The sequence below is a fragment of the Coralliovum pocilloporae genome, assembly GCF_030845175.1.
In the GTDB taxonomy this organism is placed as follows: Bacteria; Pseudomonadota; Alphaproteobacteria; order Rhizobiales; family Cohaesibacteraceae; genus Coralliovum; species Coralliovum pocilloporae.
Window position 1 is genome coordinate 3,140,554 of sequence record NZ_CP132542.1, and the last position, 20,066, is coordinate 3,160,619.

Sequence of the window (20,066 nt, forward strand, 5' to 3'; positions counted from 1 at the left end):
CTCAAACCTTAGGGTCCACCCGTCCGGCGCTCTTGTTTCTGCCCATTCTGAACTTCCCTGATAAACAGAATGGGCGTGAGCAATGAATCTTGACCCTAGTCAGACCGTGAGGAGGAGTACGAGACTTGCTCATAAGGCACAATGCAGAAAACGACAAAGATGGCCGTAAAAACGCGTATAGAGCTGATAAGGCAGGCAAACTTCCGTTCACCTGCCTCCTGGGCGTGAGCCGTGAGTTTTCACTCTAAGCCCGCTGATTCTAGCGGGTGATCTTGATCCGCGCATTGCGCATGCCGACGCTGCGAACCAGCGAATAGAGTTTCCTGGCATTGCTGGGATGCAGACGGACGCAGCCGTGAGAGGCGGGGCGGCCAAGATTCTTGATGGCCGTAGTACCGTGAACCGCATATCCGCCGTGGAAGAAGATCGAGTTTGGCATGGGCGAGCCGTGATACTTCTTGGAGAAATAACGACGATACATCCGTTTCGGACTGTACGTGCCGATTGGCGTGCGATAGCCGCGCCGGGCGGTGGAGACCTTCCAAGCATATTTGCGCTTGCCATTGACACTCACATACATGCGCTGCTGCGACAGGTCGATATGAGCGACAACCTTTGACGCAGCCATGGCATGGGGCGCAGGCCAAAGGGCTATACTTATTGCTATAACGAAGAATAAAGAGGGGAGTCTACGCAATACTGAACGGGTCATTCTCTGCCTCATGGGTTTGAATGTTGCCTTGGCCTCCTGATGCAACGGTAGCGCGTGTCCGCAATTTTGGCAAATTCGGGTCGGTAAAGGTCTGGATTTATTGGGTAGAGGCGCAGCTTACGCACTGGGTTGCCGTCGGATCGATATCCAGCCGCTTGTCGGCAATGTCATCGCCACAGCTGAGGCAATAGCCGTAATCGTCGTGATTGATGCGCACCAGAGCCGCTTTGATGCGTTCCAGCATCACCAGTCGGTTTTCTTCAGACGCTTTGGCCATTGCCTGCTGCTGCATGGCATCCATACGAGACAGACGCCCGACACTCTGCTGGTCGAGGGTGACCGTGGAGCGCGCGTCCTCTGACATCGCCTGAAGCTGTTCCAGCTCTGCTTTCAAGGTGAGGAGCTGGTCTCGTCTGGTTTGAAGATCTGTCATCGTGCGTTTGCCGAAACATGTTTCCTGTCTGGTATAAGATGAGCATGACCTGTGCGACAAGCCTGTGATATAGCAAACACTCGATTCAGACCTCCAACAGGCACCGGGAGCGACGAAATGACGATGCTGATCGCCGGATTGGTTCTTTTCATTGCTATTCATACACTACCCATACAGACGGACAGGCGCGCCGCCTTGCAGGCCCGTCTTGGCGCAAATGGCTACAAGGCCCTGTTTTCCATCCTGTCTCTGGCGGGCCTGGCGCTGATTGTCATCGGCTATGGTGAGGCTCGGCTTGAAACCGATTTCCTCTGGGACCCGCCCGTCTGGACGCGTCATCTGGCAGCTCTGTTGATGCTGGTTGCCTTTATCATGCTGGCAGCAGCCTATGTCCCGGCGGGTAAAATCAAGGCACGCCTCAAGCACCCCATGATTCTGGCGGTCAAGATCTGGGCGCTGGCCCATCTTCTGGCCAATGGCACTGTGGCGGATGCGATCCTGTTCGGCAGTTTCCTTGTCTATGCCATCGTTGATCGGATTTCCCTGAAGCGTCGTGATGCGGCCACCGGAACAATCGCTGTAAGCGGCCCGGCTCGAAACGATCTGATTGCCGTCATTATCGGGTTGGTTGCCTATGGTGTCTTTTCAGCAAAGCTGCATGAGATCCTGATCGGCGTGCCACCCTTCTCTTAAGAGCATGCCGGATCAGCCCTTTTGCCAAGTCTGGAGCTCTTTGTGCAGTGCAAACTCTGTGCTAAGACGTCCGCTCAGAGAATGAGGGCAAATCGTCATGAGTACTTCAGGGCGCATCAAGCGACTGTCAGTCACCGATGTAAGGGCGCGCAAGGGTGAAACACCCGTTGTGATGCTGACAGCCTATGATGCCAATACTGCGCGAATCGCTGACCCGCATGTGGATGTGCTGCTTGTTGGCGATTCAATCGGCATGGTCGTTTACGGGTTTGAGTCCACACTTCCGGTAACGCTCGACATGATGATTGCCCATGGCGGCGCCGTGATGCGTGGCTCGCAGAGCTCCATGGTCGTGATCGATATGCCATTTGCTTCCTACGAGGAGAGCAAGGAGCAGGCCTTCCGCAATGCCGCGCGGGTATTGGCGGAAACCGGTGCAGCAGCAGTCAAGCTGGAAGGTGGTGTGCGTATGGCAGAGACCATCCGCTACCTGACAGAACGCGGTATTCCGGTTGTTGGTCATATCGGACTGACGCCTCAGTCGATCCATACTCTTGGCGGGTTCAAGGTTCAGGGTCGTGAAGAGCATCATGAAACGTTGCTTCATGCTGACGCTCAGGCGGTGACAGAAGCTGGTGCATTCTGTGTGGTGCTGGAGGGAATCGTCGAGCCGATTGCCCGCGCAATCACCGATGCAATCAGCATTCCAACCATTGGTATAGGGGCATCGGCTGCTTGTGACGGTCAGGTTCTTGTGACAGAGGATATGGTCGCCATGTCCGGTCGCAAGCCGAGATTTGTCAAACATTTTGGTGATATGGGATCTGAACTGGACAGGGCTGTGAAAGCCTATTCGGAGGAAGTGCGTAACAGATCTTTCCCGGCTGACGAAAATACCTATCCCGCCCAGAAATAGCCACGAGTCGGGTCTATCCCGCCCGGACGTTGCCGCTTTTGCAGGATTGTCATTGACGGTCGGCCTTGAGCGGTCTATCCCGCTAACAGCCTTCGGGTTATAAACATCGCAGGATGGCATAAGCTGTTTGGTGCGGGTTCAAGAGAGTACACGGTTCAGCCGTTGGGCAGGAAATAGATGTCAGATAGCAATTTTATCCGTGAGGTTGACGAAGAGCTTCGTCAGGATCAACTGCGTAGCCTGTGGGACAGGTTCGGCCCGTTCATTTTGCTGACGGCGGTCCTGATTGTGGTTGGCACCACCGGATATCGTGGATGGCAATACTGGCAGGCTTCAGAAGCTGCCACGAATGGGGACAAATTCCTCGCTGCGCTTGAACTGGCAGAGAATGGTGATCATCTTGGCGCGGAAGCCGCTCTTCTGGCACTGGCCAGTGATTCATCCGGCGGTTATCCGCTGCTCGCCCGCTTCCGTGCCGCCTCCGCAAAGGCAGAGGCCGGTGAAAAGGAAGCTGCCATAGCCGATTTTGATGCTGTTGCTTCTGCTGCTTCTGACAGTGCTCTGCTGCGCGATATGGCATCGCTCCGTGCCGCCATGCTGGCTCTTGATGTTGTCGAGGATCGCAAGGCTGTTGAAGCGCGCCTGTTGCCGCTGTCTGAACCCGGAGCGGCATACGTACATTCCGCGCGCGAAATTCAGGGGCTTCTGGCCTACAAGCATGACGACTTCGCCGCCGCTACCACTGTTTTTGAAGGATTGGTCAATGATGCGACCACGCCTCAGGGCATTCGGGTCCGGTCAGAGCGCATGCTGTCGCTGATTGCCGGTCTCTCCGGCAAGGGAGGCGAATAGGTGATGAGGAAGACATTGCGTCCTGTTCTGATCTGCATACTGGCTGCCTCTGCGCTGGCTGGTTGTTCATCTTTTGATCTTGAAGACTCGCTTGAAAAGGTAAACCCCTTCGCCAAGGAAGAGGTGATCCTGTCTGGCGAACGCCGTGATCTGCCGACGGTGGGCGACCCGGTTGCTGTTCAGGGCGACGGCCAGCCGATTGCTGTGCCGGCTGCGGTAACCTATGAGAACTGGCCGCTGCCAGGCAACAATACCGGCAATGCCAGCCACAGTGGCGGAGCAACCCGTACGTTCTCCACGCGAATTTCCTCTGATGTGGGGGATGATGATTTCCGTTCAGCAGCAGCCCCTGTGATCCATCAGGGCAACGTTCTGTTCTATGAGCCGAATGGTGACATCTCTGCTTTCTCACTGGGTGGCGCCCGTCGTTGGCAGAAGACGCTGCGGCCTGAGAATGAAGATGATGAGGCTGTAGGCGGTGGCGTTGCTGCTGTGAACGGCACGGCCTATGTGGCATCAGCCTATCGCAAGGTTGCAGCGTTCAACGTGGCAAGCGGCGCTGAGATCTGGTCCGTCGATCTGGATTCTCCGGCGCGTAACGTGCCGGCGGCTTCTGGAAGCCATGTGTTTGTCGTAACGGTCAACAATGATGTTCTGGCACTGAATGCTTCAGATGGTTCCGAGCTCTGGCGCTCTCCGGGTATTCAGGAACAGGCAGGTCTCCTGCCAAGTTCAGGTCCGGTTATCTCCGGCAATATCGTAGTTGTTCCCTATTCATCCGGTGAAGTTGTCGCCTTTGATGTGAAAACCGGCAAGATCCTCTGGTCAGACAGTGTTGTCCGCGCCAGCCGTCGCCTCGCTGTTTCTGGTCTCTCCGATGTGGCAGGACGTCCTGTTGCCGATAACGGTGTTGTTTATGTATCCGGTGTCGCGGGACGAACCGTCGCTATCTCGCTTAAATCCGGAACCCGTGTGTGGACCAAGAATATCGGCAGCGCTTATTCGCCGATTGTCACGGCCAATGCGGTCTACGTGCTGGACCTGAACAGCCGGGTGGTTGCTCTTGACCGGAAGTCTGGTGAAATTCGCTGGATCACATCACTGCCAATCACCAAGAAGAAAAAGAAATCGTCCACCTGGGCCGGTCCGGCTCTGGCTGGCGGGCAGCTCTGGTTCGGTTCATCTGATGAGAAACTGGCAACGGTCAACGCATCGACCGGTGCAATCACGTCGACCCGTGACATCAACGAGCCGGTCTATGTTCAGGCAATTGCAGCATCTGGCCGTGTCTTCATCATGACAGGTGACGGAGTTCTGCAGGGCTATTGATGAACTGTGAAGAGCCCGGACATGTCCGGGCTCCCTGATCAAATTGTAACGGCATGTTCCGGGGCGGGCTGAAAGGTCGCCCCGTTTGTGCGAAAGAAAGAAACGCTTATGTCCCTGAAGGTCGCGATCATCGGTCGGCCGAATGTAGGCAAATCCACGTTGTTCAACCGGCTGGTTGGCAAACGTCTTGCGCTGGTTGATGACCGGCCAGGCGTAACCCGGGATCGCCGTGAGGGTGAGGCGCGCATTGGCGACCTCAAGTTCACGATCATTGATACTGCCGGTCTGGAACAGGGTGATCCTGACTCCCTTCAGGGCCGCATGCGTGCCCAGACGGAAGAAGCCATCGAGGAAGCGGATCTGTCGCTCTTTCTGGTGGATGTCCGGACCGGTGTCACACCACTTGACCAGCATTTTGCCGACCTTCTGCGGAAATCAGGCAAGCCGGTTTCTCTGATTGCCAACAAGGCCGAAGGCCGCATTGGTGAAAGCGGTTACTACGAAGCCTTTTCCCTTGGCTTTGGGGAGCCTGTCCCGATCTCGGCAGAGCACGGGGAGGGCATGGGTGACCTCTATGACGTTATCTCGGACTTCAAGGACGAACACGGCTTTAATGACGAAGAGGTCGTGGCTGTTCACAATGTGACGGTTACGGAAGATGGTGAGGCGGATATTGACCTGTCCCGTCCCATGCAGGTGGCTGTTGTCGGTCGTCCGAATGCGGGCAAGTCAACCCTCATCAATCAGCTACTGGGTGAAGACCGCCTGCTGACCGGGCCTGAAGCGGGCCTGACGCGCGATTCTATTGCAGTCGACTGGCAGTGGAGAGGTCGACCCTTCAAGCTGTTTGACACCGCAGGCTTGCGCAAGAAGGCCAGGGTTCAGGAGAAGCTGGAAAAGCTGTCTGTTGCTGATGCTCTGCGGGCGGTCCGCTTTGCCGAGGTGGTTATTGTCACGCTGGATGCGACCATTCCGTTCGAGAAGCGCGATCTGCAGATTGTCGACCTGGTCGAGAAAGAAGGCCGTGCCGTTGTCATCGCCCTGAACAAATGGGATCTGATTGAGGATCGGGGGGCGACACTGAAAGAGCTGCGTCTTGAAGCAGAACGCCTTCTGCCCCAGCTGCGTGGTGTGCCAATGGTACCGATTTCCGGTATCAACGGGCAGGGGCTTGATAAGCTGTTCAAGGCCGTGACCGAGGTTCATGACACCTGGAATGCCCGTATATCAACGGCCCGGCTGAACAAATGGCTGGCGCATGTGGTGGACCACCATCCGCCCCCCGCGATTGCTGGCCGCCGGGTGAAGATCCGCTATATGACGCAGGCCAAGACCCGCCCGCCCACCTTTGTGGTGTTCTGCTCAAGACCTGATGCTCTGGCGGAATCCTACAGGCGCTACTTGCTGAATGGAATCCGGGAAACATTCAAGCTTTCAGGTATTCCGCTCCGCGTTATTATGCGCAAAGGCGATAATCCATATGATAAAGGCCGGAACTAGTTCCGGCCTGTTTCCTAACTCTAATCCAATTGATATCCAATGATATCAAGTCAGATATCTGACCAACTCTTTTCTTTGAAATCAAAGCATTGAGCCGTTTTGTTAAAGTCCGGAAAAATCATTGAAATCAAATCCGGTGCAACATCCCGTGGCGTCGGCAGGGTATTGGGATCCTCGCCCGGTACCGCTTGAGCGCGCATGGCTGTGCGAACAGGTCCAGGGCTGAACACATTGGCGCGAATGTTGAAATTCACATTCTCTGTTGCATAGGTTTTCACAAGGGCATTCAAGGCTGCCTTGGTGGTGGAATACGCGCCCCAGAACGGCTTGCATTTCTGGGCTGCACCGGAGGTGACAAAGACCGCACGACCCGCATCAGACTGCCGCAGCAGCGGGTCGAATGATCGCAGCAGACGCCAGTTGGCGGTCACATTGATCAGCATGGCCTCATCCCAGACCTTGGGTTCGATATGACCAACGGGAGAGATCGTGCCGAGAATGCCCGCATTGCCGATCAGGCCGTCGAGTTTGCCCCAGCGCTCATAAAGGGCCGCACCGAGGCGGTCGATGGCTTCCATGTCTTTCAGATCAAGAGGCACCAGAGTGGCCTGGCCACCTTCGGCCTTGATCGCATCATCCAGATCTTCGAGGCCACCCACGGTCCGCGCGATGGCTACAACATGCGCGCCAGCCTTTGCTGCCGCCAGAGCTGCATGATAGCCAATGCCGCGAGACGCGCCTGTGACCACTACGAGGCGATCCTGAAGGGCGTTTGTCATGGACTTATCTCCAGGGAAAGAGTAATGCCCGGGTTTTGGCCGGGCATCTGAATTCTAGTGATTTTCAACCAGCCGCGTAATCGGGCGGTCAGACGCTGTGCCTTCCTTGTCGGTGAGCACCGTCGGATATTCTCCGGTGAAACAGGCGTCACAGAACTGTGGAGCGTCATTGTTGCGGTTTTCATCACCAACCGCACGATAGAGCCCGTCAATGGTCAGGAAAGCGAGGGAGTCAACGCCGATATAGCGGGACATCTCTTCGATAGACATCTGAGAAGCCAGAAGCTTGGAGCTCTCCGGCGTATCGACGCCGTAATAGCAGGCATTGGTGGTCGGCGGGCTGGCAATCCGCATGTGGACTTCCTTGGCACCGGCATCGCGAACCATCTGAACGATTTTCTTGGATGTGGTGCCGCGCACGATGGAATCATCCACCAGAACCACACGACGACCTTCCAGAATGCTGCGATTGGCATTGTGCTTCAGCTTCACGCCCATATGACGGATCGTGTCTGTGGGCTCAATGAAGGTCCGACCCACATAGTGGTTACGGATAATGCCGTAGTCGAACGGAATATTGGATGCTTCGGAAAAGCCGATGGCTGCAGGCACGCCTGAATCAGGCACAGGCACCACCACATCAGCTTCCACACCCGATTCACGGGACAGCTCGCCACCAATACGCTTGCGCACATTGTAGACGCTGGTTCCGGCAAAATTGGAATCCGGGCGGGCGAAATAGACATATTCGAAGATGCAGAAGCGGGAGGCATGGGTCCGGAACGGATGGAGGCTCTCAAGGCCCTTGTCCGTAATCACCACCATCTCACCTGGTTCGATCTCGCGAATGAAGTCCGCGCCGATAATGTCAAATGCACAGGTCTCGGATGCCAGTACATAGGCGTCATCCAGCTTGCCAAGTACCAGTGGACGGACCCCGAGAGGATCACGCGCCCCAATCAGCTTTTTCTCGGAAAGGGCAACAATCGAGAAAGCACCCTCCAACTGACGCAGGGCATCAATCATACGCTCAACCAGCGGACCGCGATTGGATGTGGCGATCAGGTGAATGATTGTTTCCGTGTCCGATGTGGACTGGAAAATAGAGCCCCGTTCCTGAAGCTGACGCTGCAGGGTGCGGGCATTGGTGATGTTACCGTTATGGGCCACTGCAAAGCCGCCACCGGCAAACTCCGCATAGAGCGGCTGAATGTTGCGGATACCGCCACCGCCAGCCGTGGAATAACGATTATGCCCAATGGCACGGGTGCCCTGCAGGCGATCAAGAACGGCCTGTTGGGTGAAGTTGTCGCCGATCAGCCCAACATGGCGCTCGGAATGGAACTGGGTTCCATCATAGCTCACAATGCCGGAAGCTTCCTGACCGCGGTGCTGCAGCGCGTGCAGACCAAGAGTGGTCAGCGCTGGTGCGGCCTCATGATTGAAGATGCCAAAAATCGCGCATTCTTCATGAAAAGCATCATCATCCGAAGTGCAGGCAGAGCCTGCGGCCTCAAAGGGGTGGGACGTGAAATCTTCCACAGTCTTGAGCCTCATGGTCTTGTGTCGTGCCAGAGCGGCACATTTAGCGATATTCTTGCGTTTTGTCGCCCGGAAAAGAACCCCGGCTTATAATTATTGTGCATCGCTCGCCACAAGTTGATCAAGCTGACCGCGGCTGGCGTCGGAATAACGCGCCGGTTCATCTGTGATCGTACGTGACGCCTGATCTCCGCTTTCTTCAGCAAAGACGTTTTTGAGCGCATCAATCCATGTGTTGAACAGCTCCGGATCATCGGGCAGAAGTGTGATGATCTCTTCAGCAGCGGTATCGAGTGCCGGCTTGGACTTGGCATCCTCAATCCAGCCCGGACGTCCGTCAGAGGGAACCAGCCAGTTCACAAAGATCATCGCAATGGTCATCAGCAGGAATCCACGTGCAGAGCCGAAGACAAAGCCCAGTGTTCTGTCGAGCGGGCCGATCTTGCTGTCGAGAACAAGGTCGGAAATCTTGATGGTGATAAGGGAGACCAGCAGAAGGGTCACGAGAAACACACCACCAACAGTGGCCGCTGCAGCGATTGTCTTGTCGGAAATCTGTTCAAGCGCGAAGGGATAGACAGATTTGAACAGCACAAATACGGCTACAACCGCAGCCACCCAGGATGTGATCGACAGGACTTCCCGCATGAACCCGCGAACCATCGCCAGAATTGCGGAAATGAACATCAGACCCAAAAGAATGCCATCAAGCCAGGTAATCGGCATTGGACACCGTCCTTTTCAAACATATCCAGAGACCCATGGATTACGGGTCGTTACTTAGCAGATCAGTACGCTACAGTCTTTAATCTTTTCTTTGTGCTGGAGCCTGGGCCGCAATCCGGGCAACAAAACCGGAAAGTGAGGTAATGGCTTCTAGCGTCAGCCCGTAGGACTTTGTGTCAATCTTGCCTGGCATAGGCGCGGCTGCTTTTCCAAAGCCGAGTTTTTCAGCTTCTTTCAGCCTTTGCGGCGTATGACTGACCGGTCGTGCTGCCCCCGACAAACTGACTTCGCCGAAATAGACGCAATCAGAGGGAAGAGCAACCCCCGCCAGCGAGGAAATCAGTGCAGCGGCTACAGCCAGATCTGCTGCAGGTTCCTGAATACGCAAGCCGCCTGCCACATTCAGATAGACATCATGCATCCCGAGCTTGACCCCGCAGTGAGCCTCAAGCACGGCAATCACCATGGACAGCCGGCTTGTATCCCAGCCGACAACAGCACGGCGTGGCGTGCCAAGGCTTGATGGTGTGACGAGAGCCTGGATTTCCACGAGAATAGGACGGGTGCCCTCCATACCGCCGAAGACCACAGTGCCGGGAGACGGATTGTCCCGATCACCGAGAAACAGCTCGGATGGGTTATGGACTTCGCGAAGCCCTGAATCCCCCATCTCGAAGACGCCGATTTCGTCAGTCGGACCAAAACGGTTTTTCACCGCCCGCAGGATGCGGAACTGATGGCCTCGTTCACCTTCAAAATAGAGCACAGCATCGACCATATGCTCAACCACGCGAGGTCCGGCAATCTGACCGTCCTTGGTCACATGACCAACCAGAATAACCGCAGACCGGCTTTTCTTAGCGTAACGGATAAGGCTTTGCGCCGAGGCGCGCACCTGAGTGACCGTACCGGGGGCTGATTCAACGGCGCTCGTCCATAGCGTCTGGATGGAATCAATGATGACAAGGGCAGGGGGCTTGTCCGCGTTCAGCGTTGCGAGAATGTCTTCAACGCTGGTCTCTGATGCCAGCTTGACCGGCGCATCACTCAACCCGAGGCGTTCAGCCCGGAGCCGGACCTGGTCGATGGCTTCCTCACCGGAGATATAGACAACCCCGTGCCCGGCGCGTGCCAGGGAGGCTGCGGCCTGGATAAGGATTGTGGATTTGCCAATGCCGGGGTCTCCGCCCACCAGCAGAGCTGAGCCGTGGACAATGCCGCCGCCGGTGACGCGGTCAAGCTCCTTGATGTCGGATGCGATCCGGGGGGCTTCCTTGCGGTCTCCATCAAGGCCGACAAGTTCAATCACCCGACCTTTGGCACCAAGGCGTGCTCCGCCTGAGGCAATCGGTGCTTCAAGAGCTTCCTCGACAATGCTGTTCCATTCACCACAGGAATCACAACGCCCCGCCCAGCGGCTGCTGACAGTGCCGCAGTTCTGGCAGATATAATTTGTCTTCTGCTTTGCCAAATCGCCCGTATCCCTGACTCTAGTCGACCACGGAATGGCGGTCTATGTAGACCCGTTCGTAACGATGTCCGAGATTGGTCAGGATCTCGTAACTGATCGTACCGCATGCCTTTGCAACATCGTCCACAATAGCATGATCGCCGAGTAGCTCTATCAAAGAGCCGCGTTGGAGGTCAGGACTGTCTGTTGCATCCAGTGTGATCTGATCCATCGAAACCCGGCCGAGGAGTGGCACAGCCTGTCCCTTGTGATAGGCGACCCCGCCTGTCTGGCTGTCCGTATTGCTGGCCATGCGCTTGTAGCCGTCTGCATATCCGGCAGCGATGACAGCAAGCCGCGTCTCGCGCTTGAGTGTCCGGTTCGCACCATATCCAACGGTTTCACCGGCAGGGACCGTACGCACCTGCATGACACGTGCATCCAGATAGGCAACCGTCTTCATCGGGTTTGGGTTGCCTGGTGTCGGGTTGCCGCCAAAGAGCGCGATGCCTGGTCTGACCAGGTCGAACCGATAGGCCTCGCCCAGGAAAATCCCGGAGGAATTGGCAAGTGAGCATGGCAGGCCGGGATAGGCCCTGCGGATTGCTTCAAACTCAGCCAGCTGCTGTGCATTCATCGGGTGATCGGGTTCATCCGCACAAGCCAGATGCCCCATCAGCAAGGTGGGTGCGAACGCGCCGAGCAGGTCGTCCTGTGCTGCGAGATATTCAAGGTCTTCCCGTCGCATGCCAAGGCGGTTTATTCCTGTCTCCGCATGCAGAGCCGCGGGGAGACGATCACCTGTATCGCTGCAATAGGATGCCCAGTCCCGCACCTCATCCAGACTTGAGAGAACCGGACGAAGCTGGGCGCTGGCCAGAAGAGATTCAACGCCGGGGAAAAGGCCGTTGAGAACATAAATGACCGCGTTGGGGGAAACACGGCGGACAGCGACGCCTTCTTCAGGCAGGGCGACGAAGAAGGTGTTACATCCGGCCTGCTGCAGAGCCACGACGGTTGGTTCGACGCCTGTTCCGTAGCTGTCTGCCTTGACGACTGCCGCACATTCCGCAGCACCGGATTCCGCGTTCAGATAGGACCAGTTGTCTGCCAGGGCGGACAGGTTGACAGTGACACGCGCACCGGACAACGGGTTGATTGGCCTGTTTCCCGATTTGGACATGAAAGGTACCCCGATGGACTGAACTTCACTTATGCGGCGACCCTAGGGTTACCCATGAGTGATGGCAAGAGCAGATCGGCAGGAAAGCCTACTCCATTCGTTCGGGAAGGTAATCATCATCGATCAGGTCATCAAAGCGGGTGAATTCCTTGGTGAACTGCAAGGGCACACTGCCTGTGGGGCCGTGACGCTGTTTGGAGATGATCACTTCGGCCTTGTTCATGACCCGGTCCATTTCGGCCTGCCACTGGGCCATGCCTTCCAGATTGTTCTCTTTCGGCATCTGTTTTTCGAGATAGTACTCTTCGCGATAAACAAACATCACGACATCGGCGTCTTGCTCGATAGAGCCGGATTCACGCAAGTCAGACAATTGCGGGCGCTTGTCATCACGACTTTCCACCGTACGGGAAAGCTGGGAAAGCGCGATAACCGGAACATTCAGTTCTTTCGCCAGTGCCTTGAGACCGGTGGTGATGGCCGTGATCTCCTGAACACGGTTCTCACTGGATTTCTTGCCGGAACCGGTAATGAGCTGCAGATAGTCGATGACCAGACAGTCGAGACCGCGCTGGCGCTTCAATCGCCGGGCCCGGGCCGTCAGAGCTGCAATGGAAATACCACCGGTCTGGTCAATATAGAGCGGAACCCGCTGCATCTCCTGCGAGACGTTGACGATCCGGGAAAACTGGTTCTCGTCAATCTTGCCGCGCCGGATGTCACCGGATGGAACTTCGGCCTGCTCGGAGATAATACGGGTGGCGAGCTGTTCGCCGGACATCTCCAGAGAGAAGAAGCCGACAACGCCGCCATTCACGGTCTTCACCGTACCGTCCGGCTGTTCCTCTGACTGATAGGCGCGGGCAATGTTGAAAGCGATATTGGTCGCAAGCGAGGTCTTGCCCATGGCGGGACGACCGGCAAGGACAATCAGATCCGAATGCTGGAGACCACCCATCTTTTCATCAAGGTCTTTCAGGCCGGTCGAAATCCCTGAAAGCTGGCCATCTCTCTGATAGGCGGCACTGGCCATGTCGATGGCGTCGCGCAGTGCATCGGAAAAGGTAATAAACCCGCCGTCGGATCGGCCCGTCTCAGCCAGGTCAAACAGACGCCGTTCCGCATCCTCGATCTGTGAAGAGGGTGGCATGTCAATCGGCGCGTCAAACGCGATATTGACCATGTCCTCGCCAATGCGGATCAGGTTGCGCCGGGTCGCCAGATCCTTGATCAGTCGACCATAGTCTTCGGCGTTGATGACAGTTGTTGCCTGGCCAGCCAGCCGCATCAGATATTGCAGCACCGGCATGTCGGCAACCTGCAGGTCATCGGCAAAGAAGGTTTTCAGGGTCAGAGGGGATGCTGTTTTACCCGCCTGGATCAGCTGAGCCGACTTCTCGTAGATATCCTTGTGGGTCTGGTCATAGAAATGGCCGGCCTCAAGGAAATCGGACACACGGAAAAAGGTCTCGTTATTGACCAGAATCGCGCCGAGAAGCTGCTGTTCAACTTCAAGATTGCGCGGTGCCTGACGCGTCAGCATCTGATCCGCAGAAGATTGCTGTCTTGCAGGCTCTGCCATGCCCTAGACCTCCGGTGCCCCTCAAGGGCAAACGCAATGATTACCCTCTGTCGGTTCGCATTATGCAGAAGCTTGGATGGGATGGAAGGAGGTGCGTGGTAGCGTTGTACGGATTCAGAAGAAAAACAGCGTTTTCCACGGATTCCCACAGGGGTGAAAATCTCCCCTGTGAAAGCTTGTGAATCGCTCTGGATTTTGGCACGGACCCGATTCGATCCGGCATTTCATCTCTACTCGCAGGCCACGCCAAAGCGGGGTTTGTCGCCATCCTGCTGACGAAGACGGTCTTCCTCATCCTGCATGTAAGCCCGTGTCATGGGCAGGACAGTCTGATCCTTCACCATCTGGATCTGGAAGACCATCAGATCCTGATAGCGGAATGCGGTTTCACAGGCGGCAAGATAGAATTCCCACATCCGACAGAAACGTTCATCGTAAAGCATGGCCGCCTCATCCCACCGAGCCATAAAGCGGTTTCGCCAGGCACGGAGCGTATCAGCATAGTGAAGGCGCAGAATTTCAACATCTGTGACCTTCAGACCTGAGCGCTCGAGAACGGGCAGGACCTCGGAGAGAGCGGGCATGTAACCGCCCGGGAAGATATATTTGCGAATCCAGGGATTGGTTTCGCCCGGCCCGTCAAGTCGACCGATGGAGTGCAGAACCATCACACCATCATCTGCAAGCAGATTGTGGCACATATTGAAAAATTCCGGGAAATGACCAATGCCGACATGCTCAAACATGCCCACCGAGACAATCCGGTCGAACTTCTGTTCCAGTTTGCGGTAATCCCTGAAACGGAAATCCACCCGGTCTCTCAGGTTTTGTGTTTTTGCACGACAGCGGGAAATATCAAACTGCTCTTCAGACAGCGTCACACCGGTTACGGAAACGGGATAGTTCTGCGCCAGATAAAGGCTCAGGCCGCCCCAGCCGGACCCGATATCCAGAACAGTCTGGTTTGGCTGAATATGAAGCTTGGCCGCAAGGTGGCGTTTTTTTGCCAGCTGGGCGTCTTCCAGGGTTGAGGTACTGTCTTCGAAATAGCCACAGGAATATTGTTTGTCTGTGTCAAGAAACAGGTCATACAGAGCGCCACTCAGGTCGTAGTGATGAGCCACGTTCTGCTGGGCTCTCTTCCTGGTGTTGTTTTGCCGGAAACGACGCGTCCAGACACGCAGGCGGGAAAGCGTAGCCATCCACCAGGGGCGTTTCGCAGCCTCCATATTGGCAATAGCCAGGGCAAGAAAGTCGTAAAGGCTACCCTGTTCCACCAGAAGGCGGCCATCCATATAGGCCTCGCCAGCCTCTCGTTCCGGGTCGGCGATCAGTTTCCATTCTGTTGTCCTGTTTGTCAGGCGAATGGTGACGGTCTGCTTGCTTTGGACTTCTCCGAAGTGAAAGGATTGTCCGGCGCAGTCAATAACTGTCAGACTCCCCTTAACAATGATGCGATTGAGAAAACTGAATAACAGGCGGTTCATGCTCATCTCCCGCACTGCCACGTGATGAAAATGTCGCAACCCATATCCAGATATGCCGCGGATAGTCTAAAAAGTAAAAATCAATGACAGTTCGGGTTTTCCAATAATAAAGACATATCTGAACGTATAAGCATATCAACAGAATAAAGTGGCAGTATTGTTCTGATTACTGAAATATTTAGGTCTTCAAAATGCGGAAACCATAAGAACCACAGCTTTGTGTTTTCTTTGTGATGGTACGAAAAAAAAGCCCGGCCATTGGCCGGGCTTCTGCAATATCAGAGAAAGTGGATCTCTGACTATATTATTCAGCAGAGGCTTCTTCGCCTTCTGCTGCTTCTGCTTCGTCGTCAGAACCGGCTTCTTCGCCGTCTTCGTCTTCATCGTCAGCTTCGAATTCGAACTCGTCGTAATCGGTGACGGTGAGGTCTTCACCGCTGGCCTGACGGGCAGCTTCGTCTTCAGAACGGGCAACGTTAACAGAAACTTCGACTTCCACTTCCGGGTGGAGGACGATGGCAACGCTGTGCAGACCGATGGTTTTGATCGGACGCTCAAGGCTGACCTGGTTACGGGCAACGGTGAAGCCGGAATCGGTCAGGGAGTCTGCGATGTCACGGGTGGAAACGGAACCATAGAGGTGACCTGTTTCACCAGCCTGACGGATAACAACAACGCTCTCGCCATTGAGTTTCTCGCCAACCTGCTCAGCTTCCTGACGACGCTCGAGGTTGCGTGCTTCAAGCTGGGCGCGCTGTGCTTCGAACTGGGCTTTGTTTTCGTTGTTGGCGCGCATGGCTTTGCCCTGCGGCAGAAGGTAGTTACGGGCATAGCCGTCACGAACGTTGACGATTTCGCCCATCTGGCCGAGCTTGGCTACACGCTCAAGAAGAATAACCTGCATGGTTCAGTTCCTTTTATGGGGCCGGAGAGGTCCGGCCGGTTTCTTTCCGGACTACTCAGAGTCCGGCTGGTTTGTGTTCTGGCCGATAAAGCGGCCACGGAAGTTCTTGCTGGTCTCAATGGCGCCCAGAATCATGATGGGAATGCCGATCCAGCCGAAGAAAAACAGAAAGAGATAGAGGCCTCCCAGCAACAGCGGGCGAGCTGAACGACCTCGGGTAATGACGTGCAGAACCGCCAGCCCCAGAAACAGGAAGCTGCCGGCAATCGAGATGGCAATCACCTGAAAGCTTCTGCCGATCATGCCGTCCAGAAACAGAGCGACGGCAAAGACCAGCGCAAACAGGATTGGGAACCACTGCGGCAGCTCGAATGTGGACAGATCAGGCCATGGTCGGGCGAGGCGGCCTGACATCCGAACGATACGTGCTGAGAGGTAGAGATTGCCAAGAAGCGTCACAAAGCTGAACAGCGCAAAAGACAGCGGTAGCAGGACCATCATCATATTGGTGATGCTGGCTTCGTTCACGCCTTCAGCGGTGTTGATCAGCCCGGACGCAAAAAGCTCCTTGGACAGATTGCCGATGACTTCAGCCATCCGTACTTCACTGAAGGAGAAGGCGACGAGGAAGACCAGAATCACGAGGGCAGAAGCAATGCCGCTTGCCCAGGCGACGATATTGCCAACCGGATACCACTCGGTCTGTTCCTGACCGCGATCATCTGTATAGGTGCGTGACAGCCCGGCCAGGTTTGAGAGCCAGAAGGCTGGAAGACCCGTTGCCAGGCAGAACAGGAAACCATCAAGGGGGGCTGACGCTATCGCGACAGACAAACCGGATATGGCTGCGGCAATCAGGCCGGTCAGATTACCCCAGCCGAGGCTCGCAATAAAAATCGGAAGCGGGGAGAGCATCACCAGAATCAGGCCAAGTCCAGTGCCGGACAGAGCTGCAAAATTGAGCACTGCGGCGCCAAGGCCAGAAAGAATACCGATGAGCCAGTAAGGAAGCATCCGAGCTGTCCCGCCTTTGCGGTTAGAGGGTGGTCGCGGAAAATCCGGCCAGTCCCCAACATGGGTTTAAATCAACATCAAAACGGAGGGCGACAGAGCCGCCCTCCGGAATTTCCAGAACTGCTTACTTGATGACGTAAGGCAGCAGGCCGAGGAAGCGAGCGCGTTTGATGGCACGGGCCAGTTCGCGCTGTTTCTTCATGGAAACGGCCGTAATACGGGACGGTACGATCTTGCCGCGCTCGGAAACGTAACGCTGCAGCAGACGGATGTCCTTGTAATCGATCTTCGGCGCGTTCTCACCGGAGAACGGGCAGGTCTTGCGACGACGGAAGAACGGGCGACGGGTTGGGATCTGTGAAATATCCATGGTTCTCTATCTCCCGGTTCGATTAATCGCGCGGGCCGCGCTTGCCGCGGCGGTCGTCACGGTCACGCTTCTGCATCATTGCAGACGGACCTTCGTCATGACCTTCAACACGAACGGTCATGTAGCGCAGAACATCTTCGTTCAGACGCATCTGGCGTTCCATTTCGGAGATCGCGTCGTGACCGGCGTCGATGTCCATCAGAACGTAATGCGCTTTACGGTTCTTGTTGATCCGGTAAGCCAGGGTTTTCAGGCCCCAGTATTCGGTTTTGCCGAAGGAACCGCCGGTTTCTTCGATGATAGCTTTGAACTGCTCGGTCAGGGCATCAACCTGCTGAGCAGAAACGTCCTGGCGAGCCAGGAATACGGTTTCGTAAAGTGCCATAGGGCCTTCCTCTTATTCAATCAACGCGTCCGGATCAGCGCAAAGCCTCATCGAAACCTCTGGAAAGGCCTCTAAGACGTCTTCGAGAGCGGAGACACGGGAAGCCGGACCCTCGTGAGATCCTGCAGGGCGATCATTCTTTATGGAATAACCCCCAGCCTTCCGTTCAGCCACCAGCTGATCAAGACCGGATGCGCGGGTTATAGAGGCTTTTACCGGGAATGCAAGGGGAAAGTAGCCTTGTATGGGAAAGCGACGTAACGGCATCTCGTATTGCTCCGGACCTTGACATCCGGCAAGATTCTGGGCCTAAGAGAAGGCCGACCCCGGAGAGGGTCAACCAGAGAATAACCCAAGTGGGGCACAAGAGGAAGAAGCCGGATGAGCATTGCGTTCACGTTTCCCGGGCAGGGCAGTCAGGCCGTCGGTATGGGTAAGGCTCTAGCTGACGCATATCCAGAAGCAAAAGCCGTTTTTGATGAAGTTGATGAAGCGCTGGGCGAGAAACTCTCCGATATTATGTGGAACGGTCCTGAAGAAACGCTGACGCTGACCGCAAACGCCCAGCCTGCGCTGATGTCTGTCAGCCTTGCTGTCATGCGGGTGCTGGAGGCTCGTGGATTCTCCATGGCCGATAAGATTTCCTACGTGGCCGGTCATTCTCTCGGTGAATATTCAGCCCTTGCTGCTGCTGGAGCGCTGTCCATCAGTGATGCAGCCCGTCTTTTGCGCATTCGCGGCAACGCCATGCAGAGTGCCGTGCCGGTGGGTGAGGGTGCCATGGCTGCGCTTCTGGGACTTGATTTCCCGACTGCCGCAGACGTGGCCGATGCCGCAGCCCAGGGTGAAGTCTGCACTGCAGCCAATGATAATGCCGATGGCCAGGTGGTTATTTCCGGTCATAAGGCCGCTGTTGAGCGTGCCGTTGACATTGCCAAGACCAAAGGTGCCAAACGGGCCATGCTGCTGCCTGTGAGTGCGCCATTCCATTGTGCGCTGATGGCACCAGCCGCTGACGCAATGGAGCAGGCACTGTCGGAAGTAACGGTCAATGCACCGGTTGTTCCTGTTGTGGCCAATGTTCTTGTCAGCCCGATTTCTGACCCGGATGCCATTCGCCGCAGTCTGGTTGAACAGGTCACCGGCATGGTGCGCTGGCGCGAGACAGTACAATGGTTTGCTGGCAATGATGTCACCACGCTTTATGAGATCGGTTCAGGTAAAGTGCTGACTGGTCTTGTGCGCCGGATCGACAAATCCGTCCAGGGTGTTGCCGTCAACGGCCCGGATGATATTGACGCTGCACTGGCCAATCTGACTGCTTAGAGCGTGTTGCGCCAAAGTGGCGGCCGGTTTGGCGACAGACAACTCGCGTCATCAAGGACAGAGAGCATGCGCATGAATCCTGTTCATCGCAAAATGCTCTAAGGTTCGGCCCCTGAATTTTTGAAGGATAATCTGATGTTTGATCTCACTGGCAAGAAAGCTCTTGTTACCGGCGCCAGCGGCGGTATCGGCAAGGCGATTGCAAAGGCACTGCATGAGCGTGGTGCGGACGTGGCCCTGTCAGGCACCCGCATGGAAGCGCTTGAAGCCGTGCAGGCGGAGCTCGGTGACCGGGCCCACATCCTGCAGGCCAATCTGAGTGATATGAGTGAGGTGGATCAGCTCGCCCCCCGTGCCGAAGAGGCAATGGGTGGTCTCGACATTCTGGTCAACAATGCAGGTATCACCCGCGATGGTCTTTTCATGCGTATGAAAGATGCAGACTGGGATGATGTGATTGCCGTCAACCTGACAGCAACATTCCGCCTCTCCCGTGCTGCCATCAAAGGTATGATGAAAAGGCGTCATGGCCGCATCATCGGCATTTCTTCTGTAGTTGGTACTACGGGCAATGCCGGGCAGGGCAATTATGCAGCCTCCAAGGCAGGCATGATCGGCATGTCCAAGGCGCTGGCTCAGGAAGTGGCGTCACGCGGTATCACCGTGAATGCCATTGCGCCGGGCTTTATTGAAACAGCCATGACGGACAAACTGAATGACAAGCAGCGTGAAGCGATCCTTGGATCCATCCCGGCAGGCCGCATGGGTTCCGGAGACGAGATTGCCTCTGCCGTTGTCTATCTTGCCTCTGATGAGGCCGCTTACATGACGGGTCAGACCCTGCATGTAAATGGTGGTATGGCAATGATCTGATGTCGATTCA

The 20,066-nt window shown here is 55.8% G+C and carries 20 protein-coding genes; 7 read left to right on the forward strand and 13 right to left on the reverse strand.

What is annotated here, in order from left to right; all coding sequences use genetic code 11:
• Positions 1–259: 259 nt before the first annotated feature.
• A complete protein-coding gene (locus RA157_RS14260; protein WP_350333798.1) occupies positions 260–628 on the reverse strand; it encodes a L,D-transpeptidase in 369 nt (122 codons plus the stop codon).
• 181 nt (positions 629–809) lie between these two features.
• Positions 810–1,145, reverse strand: a complete 336-nt coding sequence (locus RA157_RS14265) for a TraR/DksA family transcriptional regulator (RefSeq protein ID WP_350333799.1) — start codon at positions 1,143–1,145, stop codon at positions 810–812.
• 117 nt (positions 1,146–1,262) lie between these two features.
• Here RA157_RS14265 and RA157_RS14270 point away from each other — a divergent pair, with 117 nt between their 5' ends.
• From RA157_RS14270 to der, 5 genes are all read left to right on the forward strand, one after another.
• Entirely contained in the window at positions 1,263–1,838 is a 576-nt protein-coding gene (locus tag RA157_RS14270; protein WP_350333800.1) for an NnrU family protein, read from the forward strand.
• A 97-nt stretch (positions 1,839–1,935) separates the two neighbouring features.
• Positions 1,936–2,754: a 3-methyl-2-oxobutanoate hydroxymethyltransferase gene (gene panB, locus RA157_RS14275; RefSeq protein WP_350333801.1), complete on the forward strand. Its 819-nt coding sequence runs from the start codon at positions 1,936–1,938 to the stop codon at positions 2,752–2,754.
• A 177-nt stretch (positions 2,755–2,931) separates the two neighbouring features.
• A complete protein-coding gene (locus RA157_RS14280; RefSeq protein WP_350333802.1) occupies positions 2,932–3,606 on the forward strand; it encodes a tetratricopeptide repeat protein in 675 nt (224 codons plus the stop codon).
• A gap of 3 nt (positions 3,607–3,609) precedes the next feature.
• Entirely contained in the window at positions 3,610–4,935 is a 1,326-nt protein-coding gene (locus RA157_RS14285; RefSeq protein ID WP_350336209.1) for an outer membrane protein assembly factor BamB family protein, read from the forward strand.
• 108 nt (positions 4,936–5,043) lie between these two features.
• Entirely contained in the window at positions 5,044–6,435 is a 1,392-nt protein-coding gene (der, locus tag RA157_RS14290) for a ribosome biogenesis GTPase Der (RefSeq protein WP_350333803.1), read from the forward strand.
• A 50-nt stretch (positions 6,436–6,485) separates the two neighbouring features.
• Here the strand turns inward: der and RA157_RS14295 are convergent, their stop codons facing one another.
• The 11 genes from RA157_RS14295 to rpsF all read right to left on the reverse strand — a co-directional run bounded on the left by RA157_RS14295 (position 6,486) and on the right by rpsF (position 17,857).
• Positions 6,486–7,214, reverse strand: a complete 729-nt coding sequence (locus tag RA157_RS14295) for an SDR family NAD(P)-dependent oxidoreductase (RefSeq protein ID WP_350333804.1) — start codon at positions 7,212–7,214, stop codon at positions 6,486–6,488.
• A gap of 54 nt (positions 7,215–7,268) precedes the next feature.
• A complete protein-coding gene (gene purF, locus RA157_RS14300; RefSeq protein WP_350333805.1) occupies positions 7,269–8,771 on the reverse strand; it encodes an amidophosphoribosyltransferase in 1,503 nt (500 codons plus the stop codon).
• A gap of 78 nt (positions 8,772–8,849) precedes the next feature.
• Positions 8,850–9,482: a CvpA family protein gene (locus tag RA157_RS14305; protein ID WP_350333806.1), complete on the reverse strand. Its 633-nt coding sequence runs from the start codon at positions 9,480–9,482 to the stop codon at positions 8,850–8,852.
• Between the two features lie 79 nt (positions 9,483–9,561).
• Positions 9,562–10,953: a DNA repair protein RadA gene (gene radA, locus RA157_RS14310; RefSeq protein WP_350333807.1), complete on the reverse strand. Its 1,392-nt coding sequence runs from the start codon at positions 10,951–10,953 to the stop codon at positions 9,562–9,564.
• A 19-nt stretch (positions 10,954–10,972) separates the two neighbouring features.
• The gene (gene alr, locus RA157_RS14315; RefSeq protein WP_350333808.1) at positions 10,973–12,115 is read right to left on the reverse strand and encodes an alanine racemase; all 1,143 of its coding nucleotides are present in this window, start codon (positions 12,113–12,115) and stop codon (positions 10,973–10,975) included.
• Between the two features lie 88 nt (positions 12,116–12,203).
• Entirely contained in the window at positions 12,204–13,697 is a 1,494-nt protein-coding gene (locus RA157_RS14320; protein ID WP_350333809.1) for a replicative DNA helicase, read from the reverse strand.
• A gap of 230 nt (positions 13,698–13,927) precedes the next feature.
• Positions 13,928–15,184: a cyclopropane fatty acid synthase gene (locus RA157_RS14325; protein WP_350333810.1), complete on the reverse strand. Its 1,257-nt coding sequence runs from the start codon at positions 15,182–15,184 to the stop codon at positions 13,928–13,930.
• Between the two features lie 304 nt (positions 15,185–15,488).
• Positions 15,489–16,088, reverse strand: coding sequence for a 50S ribosomal protein L9 (gene rplI, locus RA157_RS14330; RefSeq protein ID WP_350333811.1), 600 nt, complete (start codon positions 16,086–16,088; stop codon positions 15,489–15,491).
• Positions 16,089–16,139: 51 nt separating this feature from the next.
• Complete coding sequence (locus RA157_RS14335) at positions 16,140–17,102, reverse strand: DUF2232 domain-containing protein (RefSeq protein ID WP_350333812.1); 963 nt, start codon at positions 17,100–17,102, stop codon at positions 16,140–16,142.
• A 124-nt stretch (positions 17,103–17,226) separates the two neighbouring features.
• Positions 17,227–17,472 (reverse strand): 30S ribosomal protein S18, encoded by a 246-nt coding sequence (gene rpsR, locus RA157_RS14340; RefSeq protein ID WP_350333813.1) that lies wholly within the window; start codon positions 17,470–17,472, stop codon positions 17,227–17,229.
• A gap of 22 nt (positions 17,473–17,494) precedes the next feature.
• The gene (rpsF, locus tag RA157_RS14345) at positions 17,495–17,857 is read right to left on the reverse strand and encodes a 30S ribosomal protein S6 (RefSeq protein WP_434058447.1); all 363 of its coding nucleotides are present in this window, start codon (positions 17,855–17,857) and stop codon (positions 17,495–17,497) included.
• A gap of 381 nt (positions 17,858–18,238) precedes the next feature.
• Here rpsF and fabD point away from each other — a divergent pair, with 381 nt between their 5' ends.
• Together fabD and fabG are read left to right on the forward strand one after the other, a co-directional pair.
• On the forward strand, positions 18,239–19,183 hold the full coding sequence (fabD, locus tag RA157_RS14350; RefSeq protein ID WP_350333814.1) for an ACP S-malonyltransferase: 945 nt from the start codon (positions 18,239–18,241) through the stop codon (positions 19,181–19,183).
• Between the two features lie 135 nt (positions 19,184–19,318).
• Complete coding sequence (gene fabG, locus RA157_RS14355) at positions 19,319–20,056, forward strand: 3-oxoacyl-[acyl-carrier-protein] reductase (RefSeq protein ID WP_350333815.1); 738 nt, start codon at positions 19,319–19,321, stop codon at positions 20,054–20,056.
• Positions 20,057–20,066 lie beyond the last annotated feature (10 nt).